Consider the following 17,816-nt stretch of genomic DNA (forward strand, 5'->3'; position numbering starts at 1 on the left):
GCGCTGGAGCAGTGGCCGGAGTCGGGCGTCCCGGACAACCCGGGAGCCTGGCTCATGGCCACCGCCAAGCACCGCGCCATCGACCTCGTACGCCGCCGCGAGACGTACGCCCGCAAGCTCGCCGAGATGGGCCGGGACCTGGACACCGTCTCCGGCGAACCGGACCCGGATGCCGCGGACCCGGACCGGATCGACGACGACCTGCTGCGGCTGATCTTCACCTCGTGCCACCCGGTGCTCTCCACCGACGCCCGCATCGCCCTCACCCTGCGCCTCCTCGGCGGCCTCACCACCGGCGAGATCGCCCGCGCCTTCCTCACCACCGAACCGGCCGTCGCGCAGCGGATCGTCCGCGCCAAACGGTCGCTCGGCCGGGCCGGCGTCCCCTTCGAGGTGCCGTACGGCCCCGAGCGCGCCGCCCGGCTCGGATCGGTGCTCGAAGTCATCTACCTGGTCTTCAACGAGGGCTACGCCGCGACCGCCGGCGACGACTGGCTGCGCCCCGGCCTCTGCGAGGACGCGCTGCGGCTGGCCCGGGTGCTGGCCGGGCTGATGCCGGGCGAGGCCGAGGTGCACGGACTGGCCGCCCTGCTGGAGCTCCAGGCCGCGCGCACCGCCGCCAGGACCGCGCCGGACGGCACCCCGGTGCTGCTCGCCGGCCAGAACCGGGCCCGCTGGGACCGCCTGCTGATCCGCCGCGGCTACGCGGCCCTGCTCCGGGCGAGCGAGACGGCCGCGGAGGCGGGGCAGGCCCTGGGGCCGTACGCCCTCCAGGCGGCCATCGCCGCCTGCCATGCCCGGGCGGCGCGCTACGAGGACACGGACTGGGCCGCCATCGCCGCGCTGTACGACCGGCTCGCCGCCCTGACCCCGTCCCCCGTCGTCGAGCTCAACCGCGCCGTCGCCGTCTCCATGGCCGAGGGCCCCGCCGCCGCTCTCGCCCTGGTCGACGCGCTGGCCGCCGACCCCGCGCTCACCGCGTACCACTTGCTGCCGAGCGTCCGCGGGGATCTGCTGGAACGGCTGGGGCGTACGGACGAGGCACGTGCCGAGTTCGTACGGGCGGCGGAGCTCACCCGCAACGAGCGGGAACGGGCGCTGCTCCTGGACCGGGCCGGCCGATGAGTTCCGCGCCCGCCGCCGGTCTACCTCTCAGGCAACCGGCACCACCGCGTGAGGAGAAGACCATGCAGAAGGTCACCACGTTCCTGTGGTTCGACAAAGGCCAGGCCGAGGAGGCGGCGAACCACTACATCTCCGTCATCGGGGGTGACTCGCGCGTCCTGGACGTGACCCGCTGGACGGCCGCGTCGCCCGGCGAGGAGGGGGCGGTGATGACGGTCCGCTTCCAGCTCGACGGCACCGAGTACATCGCGTTCGACGGCGGTCCCGAGTTCCCCTTCAGCGAGGCGGTCTCCCTCTCCGTGGAGTGCGACTCGCAGGAGGAGGCGGACCGGCTGTGGGACAGGCTCACCGCGGACGGCGGCCAGGAGAGCCAGTGCGGCTGGCTCAAGGACCGGTTCGGGGTCTCCTGGCAGATCATCCCGCCCGGTCTCGGTGACGCCCTGACCGACCCGGACCCGGAGAAGGCGGCCCGTGCCATGAAGGCGATGCTCGGCATGAAGCGCCTCGACATCGAGGCCCTGCGCAACGCCTGACGCGTGATCACCCGGGCGCGGGGCGGCACCGGCGCTCGATAGGGTCTGGCCCATGTCCGCTCGCCCCGCGCTGCCGCCGCCCCCTCCGCCCGTGGAGATACGCACCTGGCCCGACCGGGGAGCGCTGCTCGCCGACCGGGCCCACATCCTGGGCGCGCTGGTGAGGACGCACCTCGGCCCCGGCCGGCTCGGACTGCTGTGGCTGTGGGGGGCGGTCGGCGCGCTCGGCTGGGCGCTGATCGGCAGCGCGTTCATCACCTTCGAGCAGTCGTACGACGTCGTCAGCGCCTTCCTCGGCTTCATCCTGTTGGCCCTGGGCGCCTGTTGCCTCGTACCGGCCGTCGTCCTCGTCGTCATCGGCCTGCGCCGGGACCGGCGGGTGCGCCGGCTCCTCACGCAGTGGGGCGCCTTGGACCGTGATCCCGCGCGCGACGTCGCGTACCGGCTGCCGGGGGTGAGCCTGGCGTGGCTGCTGGGCTCCTTCGTGCTCTGCGCGTGCGGGCTGTACGCCTGCTTCGCGGTGCCGGCCGGCGCCGTCCGGGGCGATGACACCTACGGCCTGATGGCCCTGGTGATGGGCCTCGGGTCCATCGGCTGGATCATCGGCCTCATCGGTGTCACCAAGGCTTTCTGGCACCGGCGTTGGGTCCTGCGGACCCTGCTGGGCACACCCGCTCCCGAGCCTCTGGTCTCCGTGCGGGGCGGCGCCCGGGACTGAAGCGGCCCCGGCCGCCGTCAGCGCAGGGCGGCGGCCTCGGGGCCGGTCACGGGACGGCCGATCAGCATCGTCGGTACGTTGGCGACCCGGGTCAGGAAGACCGTGGCCGCGTTCGGCCCCTGGAGCTTCATCTTCCGCCGCAGCTCCTCCGGTTCGACCCCCGAACCGCGCTTCTTGACCGTGAGGACGCCGACCTTCCGCTCCCGCAGGAGCGCCTTCAGCCGCTTCGTGTTGAAGGGCAGCTGATCGGTGATCTCGTAGCCCGCGGTGTACGGGGAGTCGTACAGCTCGTCGCTCGTGACGTACGCGATCATCTCGTCGAACAGCCGTCCGTGGTACCGCTCCACGATCGCGGCCACCAGATGCGCCCGGATCACCGCGCCGTCCGGCTCGTACAGATAGCGCCCCACCGGGCCGACCGGCGGGGCGGGCAGCACGGCCGGGGCGGACAGGGTGGCGCCCGACGGGAGCAGGGTGGCGCGAAAGGACCCCGCCTCGAAGCCCTCGCCGAACCACAGCACCGCCTCCTTCACGTCGCCGCCGTCCGAGATCCACTCGGCCTCCGCCTGCGGCCCGATCGCCTCGTGCGGCACCCCGGGGGCGATCTTCAGCGCGGCCCTGGGCGCCTTCAGTGCCGCCCCGGTCGCCCAGGACAGGGGCGGCGAGTAGGCCTCCGGGTCGAAGACGCGGCCGCGTCCGCCGCGGCGGGCCGGGTCGACAAACACCGCGTCGTAGGGCGAGGTGTCGATCTCCGTGACGTCGGCGCACCGCACCTCGATCAGCGCGTCCAGTCCGAGCGCCGCGGCGTTGGCCCGGGCCACCTCGGCGGTCAGCGGGTCGCGGTCCACGGCGAGGACGGCGATCCCGGCCCGGGCCAGGGCGATCGCGTCGCCGCCGATCCCGCAGCAGAGGTCGGCGACGCTGCGCACCCCGGCGTCCGCGAACCGGCGGGCGCGGTAGCCGGCCACCGAGGTGCGGGTCGCCTGCTCGACCCCGTTCGGCGTGAAGAACATCCGGTGCGCGTCCTCGGCGCCGAACTTCGCCACCGCCCGCTGCCGCAGTCGGGCCTGGCCCAGGGCCGCCGAGACGAGGGCGGCCGGGTGCGTGCGGCGCAGCCGGGTGGCGGTGGCCAGTTCGGTGGCGGGGTCGTACGAGCGCAGCCCCGCCAGCAGCTCGGCGCCTTCGGGGGTGCGCAGCGCGTGGAAGCCGGCGAGGGGGTCGGGGGTGTCGCCGGACGGGCCGGTGGGGTCGAGAGCGTTCACCCGTCCCATTGTGGGCCAGTCGGCTGCGCGCCAGCCGGGGGACCGTACGGGGCGGGCGCTGTGTCGGCCCGGATGCCCCGTCCCGGGCTGGCAGGATGCGGCGCCATGCAGCCAGTACGACAAAAGGAAGAATTCGACATGAAGAGGCGCAGATCGGATGCGGTGTCGTGCGGACCGGCGCGGACGGGGCGCGGGCGGGGCCACCTGCGGCGCCGGCCGGGCTACGCGGTCCTCGCCGCGCTGCTGGTCGCCGCGGCCGGCTCGGGCTGCGCCGCGGAGACGGGCGGCAGTGCGCCGGCCGACCCCGGGCGCGTGGCCGCGGCGCGGGCCGGACAGCCGGGCGGCCCGCCGGCGGCCGGGGCGGCGAACTCCGTCGCCGCGCAGGCCGAGAAGGCGCGCCGCGCCCAGGCCGCACGGGCCGTGGCCGCCAAGAAGTGGGGCCTGGCGAGCACTCCGCTGACTCCGCCGGCACCCCCCGCCGTCAAGCCGCACCTCACCACCCGCAAGGGCTTCGAGGTCGAGGGCGGTGACGCCTCGCTGCCGCCGGTCTTCACCACGGTCCCCACCGACAAGAAGATCGTCTTCCTGACGATGGACGACGGGGACGACAAGGACCCCGAGCTGCTGAAGATGATGGCGGAGCTGAACATCCCGTACAGCGCCTTCCTCAGCGACTACCTGGTGCGCGACGACTACGGGTACTTCAAGGAGGCGCAGGCCCGCGGTGTCGTCCTCGGCAACCACACGCTGAACCACCGCTACATGCCCGGTCTCTCCCATGACGAGCAGAAGCGGGAGATCTGCGACCAGCAGGACATCATCGAGCAGCAGTACGGCGAGCGCCCCCGGCTCTTCCGGCCGCCGTACGGCAACTACAACGGCGACACCCTGCGGATCGCCAAGTCCTGCGGCATCACGGCCGTGCCGCTCTGGGCGGCGGAGGCCTTCCCCGACCACATGGAGTGGCGGGAGGAGGACCAGGACCTGCACCCCGGCGACATCATCCTCACGCACTTCCGGGGCAAGAAGGACTGGAAGGGCAGCATGCCCGACATGATCCGGAACGTCATGAAGGTCATCACGGACAAGGGGTACGCCGTGGCCCGCCTGGAGGACTACGTATGAGAAGGGCGCACCGGCTGCTGGCCGGACTGCTGACCGCCGGTGCGCTCCTGGCCGCCACCGCGGGCTGCGCGCAGTCGGTGGACCCGATCGAGCGGCTGGGCCGGAAGGCCGCGCAGCATGTGAACCCGTCGCAGGGCGATCAGGCGCGGCCGGCGGCGGTGCGCGGTGACCACGGGGCGCCGGGGGCGATGGTCGTCGTCGCCTGCGGCCGCCCCGCGGCGGCCGGGGGCTCCGGGGTGCGCCCGCCGGTCCACTGGTGGCCCGACCGGTCCGGCGAGGAGGCCGCGGGCGCGGGGTGCGCGAGCCGGTAGTCGCTGTGCCACGCCATGAGCGTCAGGACGCCGAGCACGCCCGCGGCGAGCAGTTGGACGAGGCCCGCCAGGGGCAGGCCGTGGCGCAGCAGCACCACGCCGATCAGGCAGGCCACCGCGGTGAACGAGGTCAGTGTGAGCGTGGCCGACCAGTCCATCGCGGGCGGCCCGCTCTCGACGGGCCCTTTGTAGGGCAGCTCGGCGGACGGCCGGGTCCAGTCCGGTTCCGGGCGCGTGTACGTGTACACGACGACCGCGCAGATCACCGCCTCCAGGGCGGCGATCAGCAGGCCGAGCACCACGTCCAGGCAGCCGGTCGCGAGCGGGCCCGGCCGCTGGTTCGCCGGTCCGGCGGGTCGCATGAGCATGAGGCCACCGTCGTACGGAACGGTGCGGACGGACTCCGCGTTGCCCCTACGGTGACCGGAACGTTGTACGGACGCAGTCGTACGAGGAGGAGGTCCCCGGACGCCACGAGGGGCGTGAATTGGCACTCCGCTTGACCGAGTGCTAATCGCGGTCATAGTCTCAGTGCTGGCACTCCCCACTGGAGAGTGCCAGCAGTTCTGTGCGACCGGCAGGTCCGGCACCCGCGACGACGGGCCCACCTGGTCGCCACCCCAAAGACTGATAACCCCGTGAGATCTCCGAAGGGGGAGACCGGATCGTGTCGACCAGCACCAAGGTTGCGATCAAGCCGCTCGAGGACCGCATTGTGGTCCAGCCGCTCGACGCCGAGCAGACCACGGCCTCCGGCCTGGTCATTCCGGACACGGCCAAGGAGAAGCCCCAGGAGGGCGTCGTCCTGGCTGTGGGCCCGGGCCGCTTCGAGAACGGCGAGCGCCTTCCGCTCGACGTCAAGACCGGCGATGTCGTTCTGTACAGCAAGTACGGCGGCACCGAGGTGAAGTACAACGGCGAGGAGTACCTCGTCCTCTCGGCTCGCGACGTGCTCGCGATCATCGAGAAGTAATTCACCCACGTTTGCTCTGTTCTGCGCCCCTGGCCCCCTGCGAAATAACTAGCCGGGCGGCAGGGGCGCAGTTCTTGTTTTGAGAGGACAGTTCAGCTCCATGGCGAAGATCCTGAAGTTCGACGAGGACGCCCGTCGCGCCCTCGAGCGCGGCGTCAACAAGCTTGCCGACACGGTGAAGGTGACGATCGGTCCCAAGGGCCGCAACGTCGTCATCGACAAGAAGTTCGGTGCGCCCACCATCACCAACGACGGTGTCACCATCGCGCGCGAGGTCGAGCTGGACGACCCGTACGAGAACCTCGGTGCCCAGCTGGTGAAGGAGGTCGCGACCAAGACCAACGACGTAGCCGGTGACGGTACGACCACCGCCACCGTCCTGGCCCAGGCGCTCGTCCGCGAGGGCCTGCGCAACGTGGCCGCGGGCGCGTCCCCGGCCGCCCTGAAGAAGGGCATCGACGCCGCGGTCAAGGCCGTGTCCGAGGAGCTCCTCGCGACCGCCCGTCCGATCGAGGACAAGTCCGACATCGCCGCCGTGGCCGCGCTCTCCGCGCAGGACACCCAGGTCGGCGAGCTCATCGCGGACGCGATGGACAAGGTCGGCAAGGACGGTGTCATCACCGTCGAGGAGTCCAACACCTTCGGTCTGGACCTCGACTTCACCGAGGGCATGGCCTTCGACAAGGGCTACCTGTCCCCGTACATGGTGACCGACCAGGAGCGTATGGAGGCCGTCCTCGACGACCCGTACATCCTGATCCACCAGGGCAAGATCGGCTCGATCCAGGAGCTGCTGCCGCTCCTGGAGAAGGTCATCCAGGCCGGTGCCTCCAAGCCGCTGCTGATCATCGCCGAGGACGTCGAGGGCGAGGCCCTGTCGACCCTGGTCGTCAACAAGATCCGTGGCACCTTCAACGCCGTCGCGGTGAAGGCCCCGGGCTTCGGTGACCGCCGCAAGGCCATGCTCGGCGACATCGCCACCCTCACCGGTGCGACCGTCATCGCCGAGGAGGTCGGCCTCAAGCTCGACCAGGCCGGTCTGGACGTGCTGGGCACCGCCCGTCGCGTGACCGTCTCCAAGGACGACACCACCATCGTGGACGGTGGCGGCAAGTCCGACGAGGTCGCCGGCCGCGTCAACCAGATCAAGGCCGAGATCGAGTCCACGGACTCCGACTGGGACCGCGAGAAGCTCCAGGAGCGCCTGGCGAAGCTGGCCGGCGGTGTCTGCGTGATCCGCGTCGGCGCTGCCACCGAGGTCGAGCTCAAGGAGAAGAAGCACCGTCTGGAGGACGCCATCTCCGCGACCCGCGCCGCGGTCGAGGAGGGCATCGTCTCCGGTGGTGGCTCCGCTCTGGTCCACGCCGTCAAGGTCCTCGAGGGCAACCTCGGCAAGACCGGCGACGAGGCCACCGGTGTCGCGGTCGTGCGCCGCGCCGCCGTCGAGCCGCTCCGCTGGATCGCGGAGAACGCGGGCCTCGAGGGCTACGTCATCACCTCGAAGGTCTCCGAGCTCGACAAGGGCCAGGGCTTCAACGCCGCGACCGGCGAGTACGGCGACCTGGTGAAGGCCGGCGTCATCGACCCGGTCAAGGTCACCCGCTCCGCGCTGGAGAACGCCGCGTCCATCGCGTCGCTGCTGCTCACGACCGAGACCCTGGTCGTCGAGAAGCCGGCCGAGGAAGAGGCCGAGGCCGGTCACGGCCACGGTCACTCGCACTAGCGTGTAGCCGCCCCGCGCAAGCGGTGAGGCCCGGTACCCCGCGAGGGGTACCGGGCCTTTCGCGTGTCCGGCCACCGGTCCGGTCAGGCCGTGCCGCCGGTCCGGCTCGGCCACATCCAGCCCCTCCGGCGATTGAGGAGCGGGGGTACGGGGGCAGCGTCCCCGGGGCTCCGCCCCGGACCCCGCGCCTCAAACGCCGGCGAGGCTGGGTTGGGCCGCGGAGGCCGGACGGGCCGGCAGGCGGACGGGCCGGTCGGTCGGGTCGGGCGGGCGGCCAGACGGGCCGGGCGAACGGGCGAACGGGCCGGGTGGACTACGCCGAGCGCGACAGCGCGTCCCCGTACACCGGGTCCGCGAACGGGCGGCCGGACGCGAAGCGTTCCAGTTCGTCCAGGGCCTGGTCCGCCATCCGGTGCAGCTCGTTGCCCAGCGATCCGGCGATGTGCGGCGTGAGCAGCACGTTCGGCAGGTCGTAGAGCGGCGAGGCCGCCCGGGGCAGGTCGGGGTCCGTCACGTCCAGGACCGCGTGCAGCCGCCCGCTCGTCAGCTCGGGCAGCAGCGCGTCCTCGTCGACCAGCGAACCCCGGGCCGTGTTGATCAGCGTCGCGCCCGACGGCATCGCCGCCAGCTGGGCGGCGCCGATCAGATGCCGCGTCTCCGGCAGCTGCGGAGCGTGCACCGAGACCACCGACCCGCTCGCGCACAGCTCGTCGAGAGCGGCGAGGCGGACACCCAGCCGGGCGGCCTCGTCCGCGCCGACGTAGGGGTCGTACAGCAGGACGTCCAGATCGAAGGGGCGCAGCAGTTCGATCACGCGCCGGCCGATGCGGGAGGCGCCGACGATGCCCACCGTACGGCGGTAGTTGCCGCTGCCGTCCAGCTCGTCCAGCCAGTCGTGGCGGGTGCGCAGTTCCCCGTAACGCCGTGCCGAGCGCAGGACCTGCTTGCCCGCGAAGAGGATCGCGGCCACGGTGAACTCGGCGACCGGCAGCGCGTTGGCCCCGGCCGCGGAGGCGACGGCGATGCCCCGTTCCCAGCAGGCGTCGGTGATGTGGTGCTTGACCGATCCGGCCGCGTGCACCACCGCACGCAGCCGCGGGGCGGCGGCCAGGACCGGCCCGGTGAGCGGCGTCGCGCCCCAGCAGGTGAAGAGCACCTCGGCCTCGGCGAGCGCGGCCGCCACCTCGGGTGACGGGTCGGCCAGGTCGTGGGCGACGAGCCGGGTGTCGGTACGGGTCAGGGTGGCCAGCCGGGTGTGGTGGCGTTCGGCGAGGAGGCGCCCGGCGATGCCGGGGCCCATCGCGAGCAGCGCCCGGGGCCGGTTGTCAGTGGCGTGCGGCATGGTGGAACTCGTACTCCTCGGGGCTCGCGGGGACGGTCACTTGACGCTTCCGGCGGTCAGTCCCGCCTTCCAGTGCCGCTGCAGGGAGACGAAGGCGACGATCAGCGGGATGACGGCGAGCAGGGAGCCGGTGACGACGAGGGGGTAGAAGCTCGGTTCGCCATGGGTGTTGGTGTTCCACGAGTACAGACCGAGGCTCAGGGGGAAGAGTTTGCGGTCCGAGAGCATCACGAGGGGGAGGAAGAAGTTGTTCCAGATCGCGGTGAACTGGAAGAGGAAGACGGTCACGAAGCCCGGCATGACCATGGGCAGACCGACGGACCAGAAGATGCGCAGCTCGCCCGCCCCGTCGATACGGGCGGCCTCCAGGGCCTCGTTCGGTATGTAGCCGGTGCTGAACACCCGGGCCAGATACACGCCGAACGGGTTGACGAGCACCGGGATCAGCACGGACCAGTAGGTGTTCACCAGGCCGACCTTGGACGCCAGCAGATACATCGGCAGGGCGAGCGCGGTGGTCGGGACGAGCACGCCCATCAGCACCAGGCCGAACAGCTGGTCCTTGCCCCGGAAGGCGTACTTGTCGAAGGCGTACCCGGCGGCGACGCAGATCAGCGAGCAGGCGATGGCCCCGACGCCCGCGTACAGAAGGCTGTTGAGGTACCAGCGGAAGTAGATGCCGTCCCCGTAGGACGCCAGGTTCGACAGGTTCTCGCCGAGGTTGAAGCCGTCGAAGGAGAACGCGTTGCCGGCGAGCAGGCCGCCGGTGTCCTTGGTGGCGGCGGTGACCAGCCAGACGAGCGGGAAGAGCATGTAGACGACGGCGAGCAGCAGGAAGCCGTTGACCGCGGTCTTCGACATCCAGCGGCCGCGGGAGGCGGGGGAACTCATGCTTTCTTGCCCTTCCGGCCGGTGAAGCGGGTGACGACGAAGGACAGCAGCGCGGCGGTGAGTGCCAGCAGGATGGAGGCGGCGGCGGCGAGGCCGTAGTCGTTGCGTTCGAAGGCCGCGGTGTACGCGTACATGTTCGGCGTCCAGGTGGAGGAGACGGCGGAGCCGGTCCCCTTGTTGAGGATCAGCGGCTCGGTGAACAGCTGGAGCGAGCCGATGACGGTGAACAGCGCGACCATCACGACGGACGCGCGGATCAGCGGGACCTTGATGCCGATCGCGATCCGCCAGGCGCCGGCCCCGTCGACCGTGGCCGCTTCGAGTACGGAGCGGTCGATGGCCTGCAACGCGGCATAGAAGATCACCATGTTGTAGCCGAGCCACTCCCACAGCGCGATGTTGACGACCGAGGGCAGGGCCCCGTCGGGGGAGAAGAAGTCGAAGCCGATGCCGCCGGACTCCATGGCACTGACCACCGGGCTGAGCTGCGGTGTGTAGAGGTACACCCAGATCAGCGCGGCGATGATGCCGGGCACGGCATGAGGCAGGAACAGCGCGAGCTGGAAGAATCGGCGGGCGCGGGCCAGCGTGGAGTCCAGCAGCAGGGCGAGGGCGAGGGCTCCGACGAGCAGGAGCGGAATGTAGAACAGGCAGTATCCGAGGAGTACGCCGAAGCCCTCGCGGAACGCCCGGTCGCCCAGGGCCGCCGTGTAGTTGTCGAGTCCGCTGAAGACGGTCTCGGTGCCGCCGAAGCCCAGGCCGGACTGCTTCTCGGTGAACAGGCTGAGCCAGACCGCGTAGCCGATCGGCAGCACCATCGCCAGCGTGAACAGTACGAAGAAGGGCCCCAGCAGGATGGCGGCGGCTCTGGTCGTCCGGGCGCGCTTCATCAGCCTGCGTCCTCGACCTTCAGACCGCGCTTCTTCAGCTCGGCGACCGTCGCGTCGTGCCCGGCCTTCACCGCCTCCTCGATGGTGGTTCCGCCGCTGGCGACCTTGCCGAACTGGTCCTTCATCGTGGTGTTCGTGGTGCCGGTCGTCGGGCCCCAGCTCCAGTCCGGGCCGATGGACGTCGCGGCGTCCCCGAACACCCGGTAGATGTCCTGGCCGCCGTAGAAGTCCGCGTCGAAGGCCTTCTTCGCGACGGGGCGCAGGGACGCCGCGGCCGGGAAGGCGCTCGATGTGCCGGACTCGATGCGGGCCTTGATGCCTTCCTCGGTGGTCGACATCCAGGTGGCGAACTCGACCGCGGCCCCGGCCTTCTTGCTGTTCTTCGTCACCGCGAAGGTCGAGCCGCCGAGCATGCCGCTGGCCGGCTTCCCGTCCCAGCTGGGCATCGGGGCGACGGCCCACTTGCCGCTCTGCTCGGGCAGGGTGCCCTTGAGGACGCCCGCGCCCCAGGCCGCGCCGAGGTACCCGACGGTGCCGCCGTTCTTGAGGGAGTTGGTCCACTCGGGGCTGAAGGAGGCGTTGGCGCGGATCAGGTCGTCGTCGAGCAGACCCTGCCAGTAGCCGGCGACCTTCTCGGTGGCGGCGTCGGTGGTGTTCACCTTCCAGGTGTCACCCTCGGGCTTGTACCACTGGGCGCCGGCCTGCCAGGCCATCGCCTGGAACGTAGTCGGGTCGTCGGGGAAGAAGGTGCCGATGCGGGCCTTCCCGTCCGCCTTCTTGACCTTCTCGGCGGCCTTGCGGAAGTCGTCCCAGGTCTTGGGGACCTCGACGCCGTACTTCTCGAACAGGTCCTTGCGGTAGTAGAACGACTGCGGCGAGGCGTCGAAGGGGACGGCCCAGTTCTTGCCGCCGAGCGTCGTCAGCTCCACGGCCTGGGGCAGCAGCTTCTTCCTGATGTCCTCGGTGAAGTACTGGCCGATGTCCTGGAGCGCACCCTGGCTGACGTACTCCGGGAGTTGCGGATATTCGATCGAGACGAGGTCGGGGGCGTTGCCCGCCTTCACGGCGTTGGAGATCTTGGCGTAGCCGCCCGCGTTGCCGGACGGGATCTCCTCGTACACCACCTTGATGTTCGTGTGGGAGGCGTTGAACGCGTCAACGACCTCCTTGGACCCCTTGGCCCAGCCCCAGAAGGTGATGCTGACGGGCTTGCCGTCGCTTCCGGCGGCGGACGTGTCGTCACCGCTGCCGCCGCAGGCCGTGAGAACGGCGAGGGCGGTGGCGGCGCCGACTACGGCGAGGGACGTTCTGCTCGAACTGCGGCTCACAGCGAGGCTCCTGAACAGGCGGCGACATGGGCGTTGGCCGTGATCCTTGGACCAGCCGTGACCGAAGTCAAGAGCGAAAGATCGATTGATCGAAAAAAGATCAGAAGAGTTGCGTGCGGAATGCGTGGGGAGCGCCCACGGAGGCTGCTGGGAACGGCGCCGGGAGTGCCCGGGGAGCGCCCCGCGAACGGGTCCGGGCGAGGCCTACGGAAGCGGCGCCCCGCAGGAGTCCCTGACCCGCAGCTGGGGGAGCAGGGTCAGGTGCCGGCGCGGTGTGTCGGTGCCGCCCTGCCCCAGCCGTTCCACCAGCAGCTCCGTCGCATGGCGGCCCACCTCGCGCTTGGGCGGGGCCACGGCGGTGAGGGGAGTGTCCGCGAGCGCCGCCACCTCGTCGTCGTACGCGATCAGCGCGAGGTCCTCCGGTACCCGCACGCCCAGCTCCGCCAGGCGCTGCACCACCTGGATCGCGTCCACGTCGTTGTGGATCAGCGCCGCCGTCGCCACCCCGGAGCGGACCGCCTCGCGCAAGGCCTGCACGGCTTCCTCGAACACCTCCGGGGCCAGATCGGCCGGTACGGAGTCGATCACGTCCTGCGGTGCGCGCAGCCCGAGCACGGTCAGCGCCTCCACGTATCCGGAGCGCACCGCGAGGGCGGTCGGGGAGTCGGCGCGGGCCATCAGCAGCGGTGTTCCGTGCCCGAGACCCACCAGGTGGCGCACGGCCAGCAGCACCCCGTGCGCATGGTCCGAGCAGACGCGGTCCAGGCCGTCCAGGGGGGACCCGGCGGTGGGCCTGCGCTCCAGCAGGACGGCCGGTACGGGCAGCGAGCTGATCCAGTCGCCGAAGGCGGACGGGTCGCCCGGATGCTGCCAGCCGGGCGCGACGAGCAGCCCCTCGGCGCCCGCGGACAGCAGTCCCTCGGTGCGGGCCTGGTCCTCCTGCGGCCGGTAGTCGGAGATCCGCAGGATCAGCCGGGCACCCGCCCGGGCGGCCGCCTCGTGAGCGCCCCGGATGACTTCGGCGAAGTAGTAGGTCGCCGAGGGCGCGAGCATGCCGAGCACCAGGCCGTTGCCGGCGGCTGGCCCTTTCGCGGGGGCGGCGTCCTGGGGCCAGGACACCGAACCGTGGGCCCGGTCGAGCAGGCCGCGGCCGGCCAGGTCCTCGACGTCCCGGCGCACGGTGACGGGCGAGACCCCCAGCTGCGAGGCCAGGTCCGAGACCCGGGCCGAGCCCCGGTCGCGTACCAGTCCGAGCAGGCGGTCATGACGTTCAGCAGCACTTTCGCGCACGGTGGCAGTCCCCTCGCAGTGTGTGGCCCGGCCCCGGGCCCGACCGGTTCCGGAGCCGGTGTCCGACCCTAGACCAACGTGATCGAACGATGGGAGTTTCGATCATTCAAACGTAATCCATTGACGTTCGATCAATCCGAGTCCAGGATTCCCGGCGATGCCGATCCGGCCGTTCCCGGCACGACCCCGACTGTTCGTACGGAGGAATTGTGAGACATCGCGTCACCGCAGCGGCGCTCGCGGCCCTGGCCGTTGCCGCCGGACTGACCGTCGCAGGACCGGACGCCGCGCAGGCGGCACCCGCCGGCCGTACCTTTCACGTCGACTGCTCGGCCGCCCCCGACGGGGCCACCGGCAGCCGGCAGCACCCCTGGACCACGCTCGACGAGGCCAACGCGCACCCCTACGGGCCCGGTGACCGGCTCCTGTTCAGGCGCGGCGCCACCTGCACCGGCACCCTCGCACCCACGGGCACCGGCTCCGCCCGAGCGCCGTTCACCATCGCCGACTACGGCAACGGCCCGGACCGTGCCCGGCTCGACGGCGCCGGCGCCCACGACACCGTTCTGCTCTCCAACACGCAGTACGTGCACCTCAGGAACCTGGAGATCACCAACGCCGACCACCCGGGCAGCGAGCGCAACGGCGTCCGTCTGCGCCTGACCGACTTCGGCGTCGCCCGCGGCTTCGACATCAGCGGCCTCTACATCCACGACGTGCGCGGCGGCGACCACAAGACCGTGTCCGGCTCCAGCGCCATCCACATCGCGGTCGAGGGCACGGCGAAGGCCAGCTGGTACGACGGTCTGGACATCGGTCACAACCGCATCGAGGACGTCGACCGCGAGGGCGTCTACTTCAAGTCGACCTTCTCCAGGCGCGATCTGGTCGGCGGGCAGCAGGACCCGGACGTCTACCCGGGGGAGTGGACCCCCAGCACCGGCGTGCGCATCCACCACAACACGCTCAAGTCCCTGGCCGGCGACGGCATGAAGCTCGACACCACGAGCGGCGCCCGGGTCGACCACAACCGGGTCGACGGATTCCAGCTCCGCTCGCCCTCCGCCAACGCGGGCATCTGGACCTTCAACACCGACGACACGACCGTCGAGCACAACGAGGTCTCGGGCGGCGGCAACACCCACGACGGCATGTCCTTCGACGCCGACGGCGCCTCGCGGAACACCGTCTTCCAGTACAACTACAGCCACGACAACAAGGGCGGCTTCCTGCTGATCTGCCCGTACAGCGGGGCGAAGACCCTGGGCACGGTCGCCCGCTACAACGTCAGCCGCAACGACGGCGCCCGCCTGATCCAGAACTGCTGGGGCCCGATCCTGGGCACCGAGATCTACAACAACACGTTCCACAACAAGGAGCGGATCCCCGGCTACCTCGTCCAGGACGACGCCGGCAGTCCTGCCACCACCCAGCACGAACTGACCATCCGCAACAACGTCTTCGTCAGCGAGGGCACCGGCGGCTACGCCTTCAAGAACCCGACCCCCGGGCTCTCCTTCGACCACAACGCCTTCTACGGCATCGACATGACGCGCCCGGACCCCGGCGGCGTCACCGCCGACCCGAAGCTCCGGGACGACTTCCGGCTCGGCGCGGGCTCGCCCGCCCTCGCCGCCGGAGCCGTCATCGAGGACAACGGCGGCAAGGACTACTTCGGCAGCCGCCTGAAGCCCGGCGCTCCCAACATCGGCGCCTACGCGGGCCGCGGCCTGCGGTAACCCACCGCTCACTGCGGTCCGTACTTGCGGCCTGTCTTGGAGGTGACCCCTCCGAGCAGGCCGCGCGGCGTCACCTTCACCAGGCCCATCAACGCCTTGTACCGCGCGTCGGGGACCGACAGCGACTTGCCGCGCGCCAGGTCCGCCAGCGCCGTCGCCACCAGCTTGTCGGCGTCGAGCCACATCCAGCCCGGGATGTTGCCGGTGCCCATCCCGGCCCGCTCATGGAACTCCGTCCGTACGAAGCCGGGGCACAGGGCCATCATCCGCACGCCGGAACCGGCCAGGTCCTTCGCCGCGCCCTGGGTGAACTGCACGACCCACGCCTTGGACGCCCCGTACGTACCGCGCGGCACGAACGCGGCGACGGAGGCCACGTTCACGACGCCGCCCCTGCCCCGCTCCTTCATGCCGGCCGCGGCCGCCGAGGTCAGCCGCAGGACCGCCTCGCAGTGCACCTTCAGCATCGCCAGTTCGTCGGCCATCGGGACGTCGAGGAACTGCCCCTTGTTGCCGAACCCGGCGTTGTTGACCAGCAGATCGACCGGCTGCTTACGGTCCGCCAGCCTGCTCTCGACCGCGGCGATCCCGTCGTCCGCGGACAGATCCGCCGTCAGCACCTCGGCCTCGATGCCGTGCCGGTCGTGCAGTTCGGTGGCCTGGTCCCGCAGCCGGTCGGTGTCGCGGGCCACCAGCACGAGGTTGTGCCCCTCGGCCGCGAGCCGCCGCGCGAAGGCGGCGCCGATGCCCGCGGTCGCGCCCGTAATCAGTGCAGTCGTCATACGCGGCACGTTAGTGCCCCGTGCGGGCCCGGCGACGACCCGCCCACCGCTCCCCGCTCAGGCCTGACGGGGCACGTACGCGCGGGCGCTCCGCAGCGCCTCGGGGTGCAGTGCCTCGCCGGCCGGAAGCAGCAGCGGCAGCAGCTCGCGCTGCGTCGTCACGGCCCGGAACTGCAACTGCACCGTCACCTCGTGGTCCGGCCGGTGCACGATCTCGACCGGGTCGCCGGCCCGGATGCTGCCCGCCGTGATCACCCGGAGGTACGCCCCCGGGACCGCCGCCCGCGTGAACCGCTTCACCCAGCGCGCCTCGTCGAGGTGGCCCGCGAACGTACGGCACGGAATCCGGCCGGAGGTGACCTCCAGAACCAGCTCCGCGCCGATCCGCCAGCGCTCGCCGATCAGCGCACCGCCGACCTCCAGCCCGCCCGTGGTCAGGTTCTCGCCGAACGAGCCGTTGGGCAGCGGGCGCCCCAGTTCCCGCTCCCACCCGTCGAGGTCCTCGCGTGCGAAGGCGTACACGGCCTGGTGCGAGCCGCCGTGGTGGCGCAGGTCGCAGACCGTGTCCCCGGCCAGACCACTGCCGCCCACGCCCTCGGGACCCGGGTCGCAGACGCGTATGAGTCCCTCGACGGGGTGCTTGTCGATCCCGGTCATGCCGCCCGGGGCGTCGGTGTAGGGCGCCGCCATGGGGCGGCCCGCGTTCACGGTCAGCACAGTCTTCGCAGTCATGCCCGAACGTTAGCGAGTCCCCGGCTCAAAGCTGTACGCGAATAATTCGCGGCTGACCCAAGAGTCCCTTATGTTGGAAGGGTGATCGAAGCCCGTCATCTCCGAGTCCTGCGCGCCGTGGCCGGTACCGGCTCCTTCTCCGCCGCCGCCCGCGAGCTCGGCTGCACCCAGCCCGCCGTGAGCCAGCAGATGAAGGCACTGGAGTCCTCGGCGGGCACCACGCTGCTCATCCGCACCGGACGGGAGATGCGGCTGACACAGGCCGGTGAGGCACTCGTGCGTCATGCCTCGGGCATCCTCGCCGGGCTCACTGCCGCCGAGGAGGAGGTCGCCGCGATCGCCGGGCTGCGGGCCGGCCGGGTCCGGCTGGTCTCCTTCCCCAGCGGCAGCTCCACCCTGGTCCCGGGCGCCCTCGCGGCGCTCCGGGCCGCCCATCCCGGCACCCGGGTCTCCCTGGTCGAGGCCGAACCGCCGCACTCGGTGGAGATGCTGCGCGACGGCGACTGCGACATCGCGCTGGCCTTCCGGTACGGCACGCAGGGCGCGGAGTGGGACGACCTCGTGGTGCGGCCCCTGCTCACCGACCGGCTGATCGGTCTCGTCCCCGAAGGGCACCCTTTCGCGGGCCGGGACGAGGTGGGTATCGGTGAACTCGCCGGGGAGCCGTGGATCGCCGGCTGCCCGCGCTGCCGCCGGCAGCTGGTGGAGGTCTGCGAGGCGTCCGGCTTCACCCCGCGGATCGACTTCGCCACCGACGACTACCCGGCGGTGATCGGCCTGGTCGGCGCGGGCCTCGGGGTGGCCGTCCTGCCGGCGCTGGCGATCGAGTCGGTGCGTCCCAGGGGGGCCAGGACCGTGACGGTGGAGCCCGCCATCGAGCGCGAGATCGTCGCGCTGACCCTGCCCGACCTGGCGCAGGTCCCGGCCGTGGCGGCCACCCTGGACCAGCTGTCGCTGGCGGCCGCGCGCTGAGCGGTCCGCCGTGCCGGCCCCGGGGGACGCGCAGCCCCGGCCGCGACTGAAGAATCGTTTCTGCCTTGATGGGGCGCGGC

General features: G+C 71.5%; 17 protein-coding genes. 8 read left to right on the forward strand and 9 right to left on the reverse strand.

All coding sequences use genetic code 11. The annotated features are described in order from the left end of the window. The 3 genes from EAO72_RS30130 to EAO72_RS30140 all read left to right on the forward strand — a co-directional run. The coding region (locus EAO72_RS30130) for an RNA polymerase sigma factor (protein WP_148022125.1) at nt 1-1,125 on the forward strand (1,125 nt) is incomplete at its 5' end. Between the two features lie 62 nt (nt 1,126-1,187). Further along, entirely contained in the window at nt 1,188-1,658 is a 471-nt protein-coding gene (locus tag EAO72_RS30135; protein ID WP_148020259.1) for a VOC family protein, read from the forward strand. A 52-nt stretch (nt 1,659-1,710) separates the two neighbouring features. Then, nucleotides 1,711-2,376 (forward strand): hypothetical protein, encoded by a 666-nt coding sequence (locus EAO72_RS30140; RefSeq protein WP_148020260.1) that lies wholly within the window; start codon nt 1,711-1,713, stop codon nt 2,374-2,376. A 17-nt stretch (nt 2,377-2,393) separates the two neighbouring features. Here the strand turns inward: EAO72_RS30140 and EAO72_RS30145 are convergent, their stop codons facing one another. After that, the gene (locus EAO72_RS30145) at nt 2,394-3,647 is read right to left on the reverse strand and encodes a class I SAM-dependent methyltransferase (protein ID WP_148020261.1); all 1,254 of its coding nucleotides are present in this window, start codon (nt 3,645-3,647) and stop codon (nt 2,394-2,396) included. Between the two features lie 129 nt (nt 3,648-3,776). Here EAO72_RS30145 and EAO72_RS30150 point away from each other — a divergent pair, with 129 nt between their 5' ends. Then, nucleotides 3,777-4,763, forward strand: a complete 987-nt coding sequence (locus EAO72_RS30150; RefSeq protein ID WP_148020262.1) for a polysaccharide deacetylase family protein — start codon at nt 3,777-3,779, stop codon at nt 4,761-4,763. 139 nt (nt 4,764-4,902) lie between these two features. On the opposite strand, the gene EAO72_RS30160 is transcribed toward EAO72_RS30150, so the two are convergent. Further along, the gene (locus tag EAO72_RS30160; protein ID WP_187285278.1) at nt 4,903-5,442 is read right to left on the reverse strand and encodes a DUF6234 family protein; all 540 of its coding nucleotides are present in this window, start codon (nt 5,440-5,442) and stop codon (nt 4,903-4,905) included. A 296-nt stretch (nt 5,443-5,738) separates the two neighbouring features. Between EAO72_RS30160 and groES the strand changes: the two genes are divergently transcribed. Both groES and groL read left to right on the forward strand, forming a co-directional pair. Then, the gene (gene groES / locus EAO72_RS30165) at nt 5,739-6,047 is read left to right on the forward strand and encodes a co-chaperone GroES (RefSeq protein ID WP_024490209.1); all 309 of its coding nucleotides are present in this window, start codon (nt 5,739-5,741) and stop codon (nt 6,045-6,047) included. Between the two features lie 100 nt (nt 6,048-6,147). Further along, nucleotides 6,148-7,770: a chaperonin GroEL gene (gene groL, locus EAO72_RS30170; RefSeq protein WP_148020263.1), complete on the forward strand. Its 1,623-nt coding sequence runs from the start codon at nt 6,148-6,150 to the stop codon at nt 7,768-7,770. A 313-nt stretch (nt 7,771-8,083) separates the two neighbouring features. On the opposite strand, the gene EAO72_RS30175 is transcribed toward groL, so the two are convergent. From EAO72_RS30175 to EAO72_RS30195, 5 genes are all read right to left on the reverse strand, one after another. Beyond that, nucleotides 8,084-9,112, reverse strand: a complete 1,029-nt coding sequence (locus EAO72_RS30175; RefSeq protein WP_148020264.1) for a hydroxyacid dehydrogenase — start codon at nt 9,110-9,112, stop codon at nt 8,084-8,086. Nucleotides 9,113-9,148: 36 nt separating this feature from the next. Next, nucleotides 9,149-10,003: a carbohydrate ABC transporter permease gene (locus EAO72_RS30180; protein ID WP_148020265.1), complete on the reverse strand. Its 855-nt coding sequence runs from the start codon at nt 10,001-10,003 to the stop codon at nt 9,149-9,151. Then, the gene (locus EAO72_RS30185; RefSeq protein WP_148020266.1) at nt 10,000-10,893 is read right to left on the reverse strand and encodes a carbohydrate ABC transporter permease; all 894 of its coding nucleotides are present in this window, start codon (nt 10,891-10,893) and stop codon (nt 10,000-10,002) included. The genes EAO72_RS30180 and EAO72_RS30185 overlap by 4 nt, the downstream gene beginning before the upstream one ends. Then, a complete protein-coding gene (locus tag EAO72_RS30190; RefSeq protein WP_148020267.1) occupies nt 10,893-12,221 on the reverse strand; it encodes an ABC transporter substrate-binding protein in 1,329 nt (442 codons plus the stop codon). Before EAO72_RS30190 ends, EAO72_RS30185 begins: the two co-directional genes overlap by 1 nt. A 204-nt stretch (nt 12,222-12,425) precedes the next feature. Continuing rightward, a complete protein-coding gene (locus EAO72_RS30195; RefSeq protein ID WP_148020268.1) occupies nt 12,426-13,511 on the reverse strand; it encodes a substrate-binding domain-containing protein in 1,086 nt (361 codons plus the stop codon). Nucleotides 13,512-13,720: 209 nt separating this feature from the next. Between EAO72_RS30195 and EAO72_RS30200 the strand changes: the two genes are divergently transcribed. Continuing rightward, a complete protein-coding gene (locus EAO72_RS30200) occupies nt 13,721-15,250 on the forward strand; it encodes a right-handed parallel beta-helix repeat-containing protein (RefSeq protein WP_148020269.1) in 1,530 nt (509 codons plus the stop codon). 8 nt (nt 15,251-15,258) lie between these two features. Here EAO72_RS30200 and EAO72_RS30205 read toward each other — a convergent pair whose 3' ends face one another. After that, entirely contained in the window at nt 15,259-16,032 is a 774-nt protein-coding gene (locus EAO72_RS30205; RefSeq protein ID WP_148020270.1) for an SDR family NAD(P)-dependent oxidoreductase, read from the reverse strand. A gap of 57 nt (nt 16,033-16,089) precedes the next feature. Continuing rightward, nucleotides 16,090-16,764, reverse strand: coding sequence for an MOSC domain-containing protein (locus tag EAO72_RS30210; RefSeq protein WP_148020271.1), 675 nt, complete (start codon nt 16,762-16,764; stop codon nt 16,090-16,092). Between the two features lie 81 nt (nt 16,765-16,845). On the opposite strand from EAO72_RS30210, the gene EAO72_RS30215 reads away from it, so the two are divergent. Beyond that, a complete protein-coding gene (locus tag EAO72_RS30215) occupies nt 16,846-17,736 on the forward strand; it encodes a LysR family transcriptional regulator (RefSeq protein ID WP_148020272.1) in 891 nt (296 codons plus the stop codon). The last annotated feature ends 80 nt before the right edge of the window (nt 17,737-17,816 follow it).

It is taken from the genome of Streptomyces sp. OR43 (assembly GCF_008042275.1).
Lineage (GTDB): Bacteria > Actinomycetota > Actinomycetes > Streptomycetales > Streptomycetaceae > Streptomyces.

What these genes read in the sequence shown, in the direction of transcription:
- EAO72_RS30135 (WP_148020259.1), top strand. Translation starts at nt 1,188, where the DNA reads ATGCAGAAGGTCACCACGTTCCTGTGGTTCGACAAAGGCCAGGCCGAG.
- EAO72_RS30140 (WP_148020260.1), top strand. Translation starts at nt 1,711, where the DNA reads ATGTCCGCTCGCCCCGCGCTGCCGCCGCCCCCTCCGCCCGTGGAGATA.
- EAO72_RS30145 (WP_148020261.1), bottom strand. Translation starts at nt 3,647, where the DNA reads ATGGGACGGGTGAACGCTCTCGACCCCACCGGCCCGTCCGGCGACACC.
- EAO72_RS30150 (WP_148020262.1), top strand. Translation starts at nt 3,777, where the DNA reads ATGAAGAGGCGCAGATCGGATGCGGTGTCGTGCGGACCGGCGCGGACG.
- EAO72_RS30160 (WP_187285278.1), bottom strand. Translation starts at nt 5,442, where the DNA reads ATGCTCATGCGACCCGCCGGACCGGCGAACCAGCGGCCGGGCCCGCTC.
- groL (WP_148020263.1), top strand. Translation starts at nt 6,148, where the DNA reads ATGGCGAAGATCCTGAAGTTCGACGAGGACGCCCGTCGCGCCCTCGAG.
- EAO72_RS30175 (WP_148020264.1), bottom strand. Translation starts at nt 9,112, where the DNA reads ATGCCGCACGCCACTGACAACCGGCCCCGGGCGCTGCTCGCGATGGGC.
- EAO72_RS30180 (WP_148020265.1), bottom strand. Translation starts at nt 10,003, where the DNA reads ATGAGTTCCCCCGCCTCCCGCGGCCGCTGGATGTCGAAGACCGCGGTC.
- EAO72_RS30185 (WP_148020266.1), bottom strand. Translation starts at nt 10,893, where the DNA reads ATGAAGCGCGCCCGGACGACCAGAGCCGCCGCCATCCTGCTGGGGCCC.
- EAO72_RS30205 (WP_148020270.1), bottom strand. Translation starts at nt 16,032, where the DNA reads ATGACGACTGCACTGATTACGGGCGCGACCGCGGGCATCGGCGCCGCC.
- EAO72_RS30210 (WP_148020271.1), bottom strand. Translation starts at nt 16,764, where the DNA reads ATGACTGCGAAGACTGTGCTGACCGTGAACGCGGGCCGCCCCATGGCG.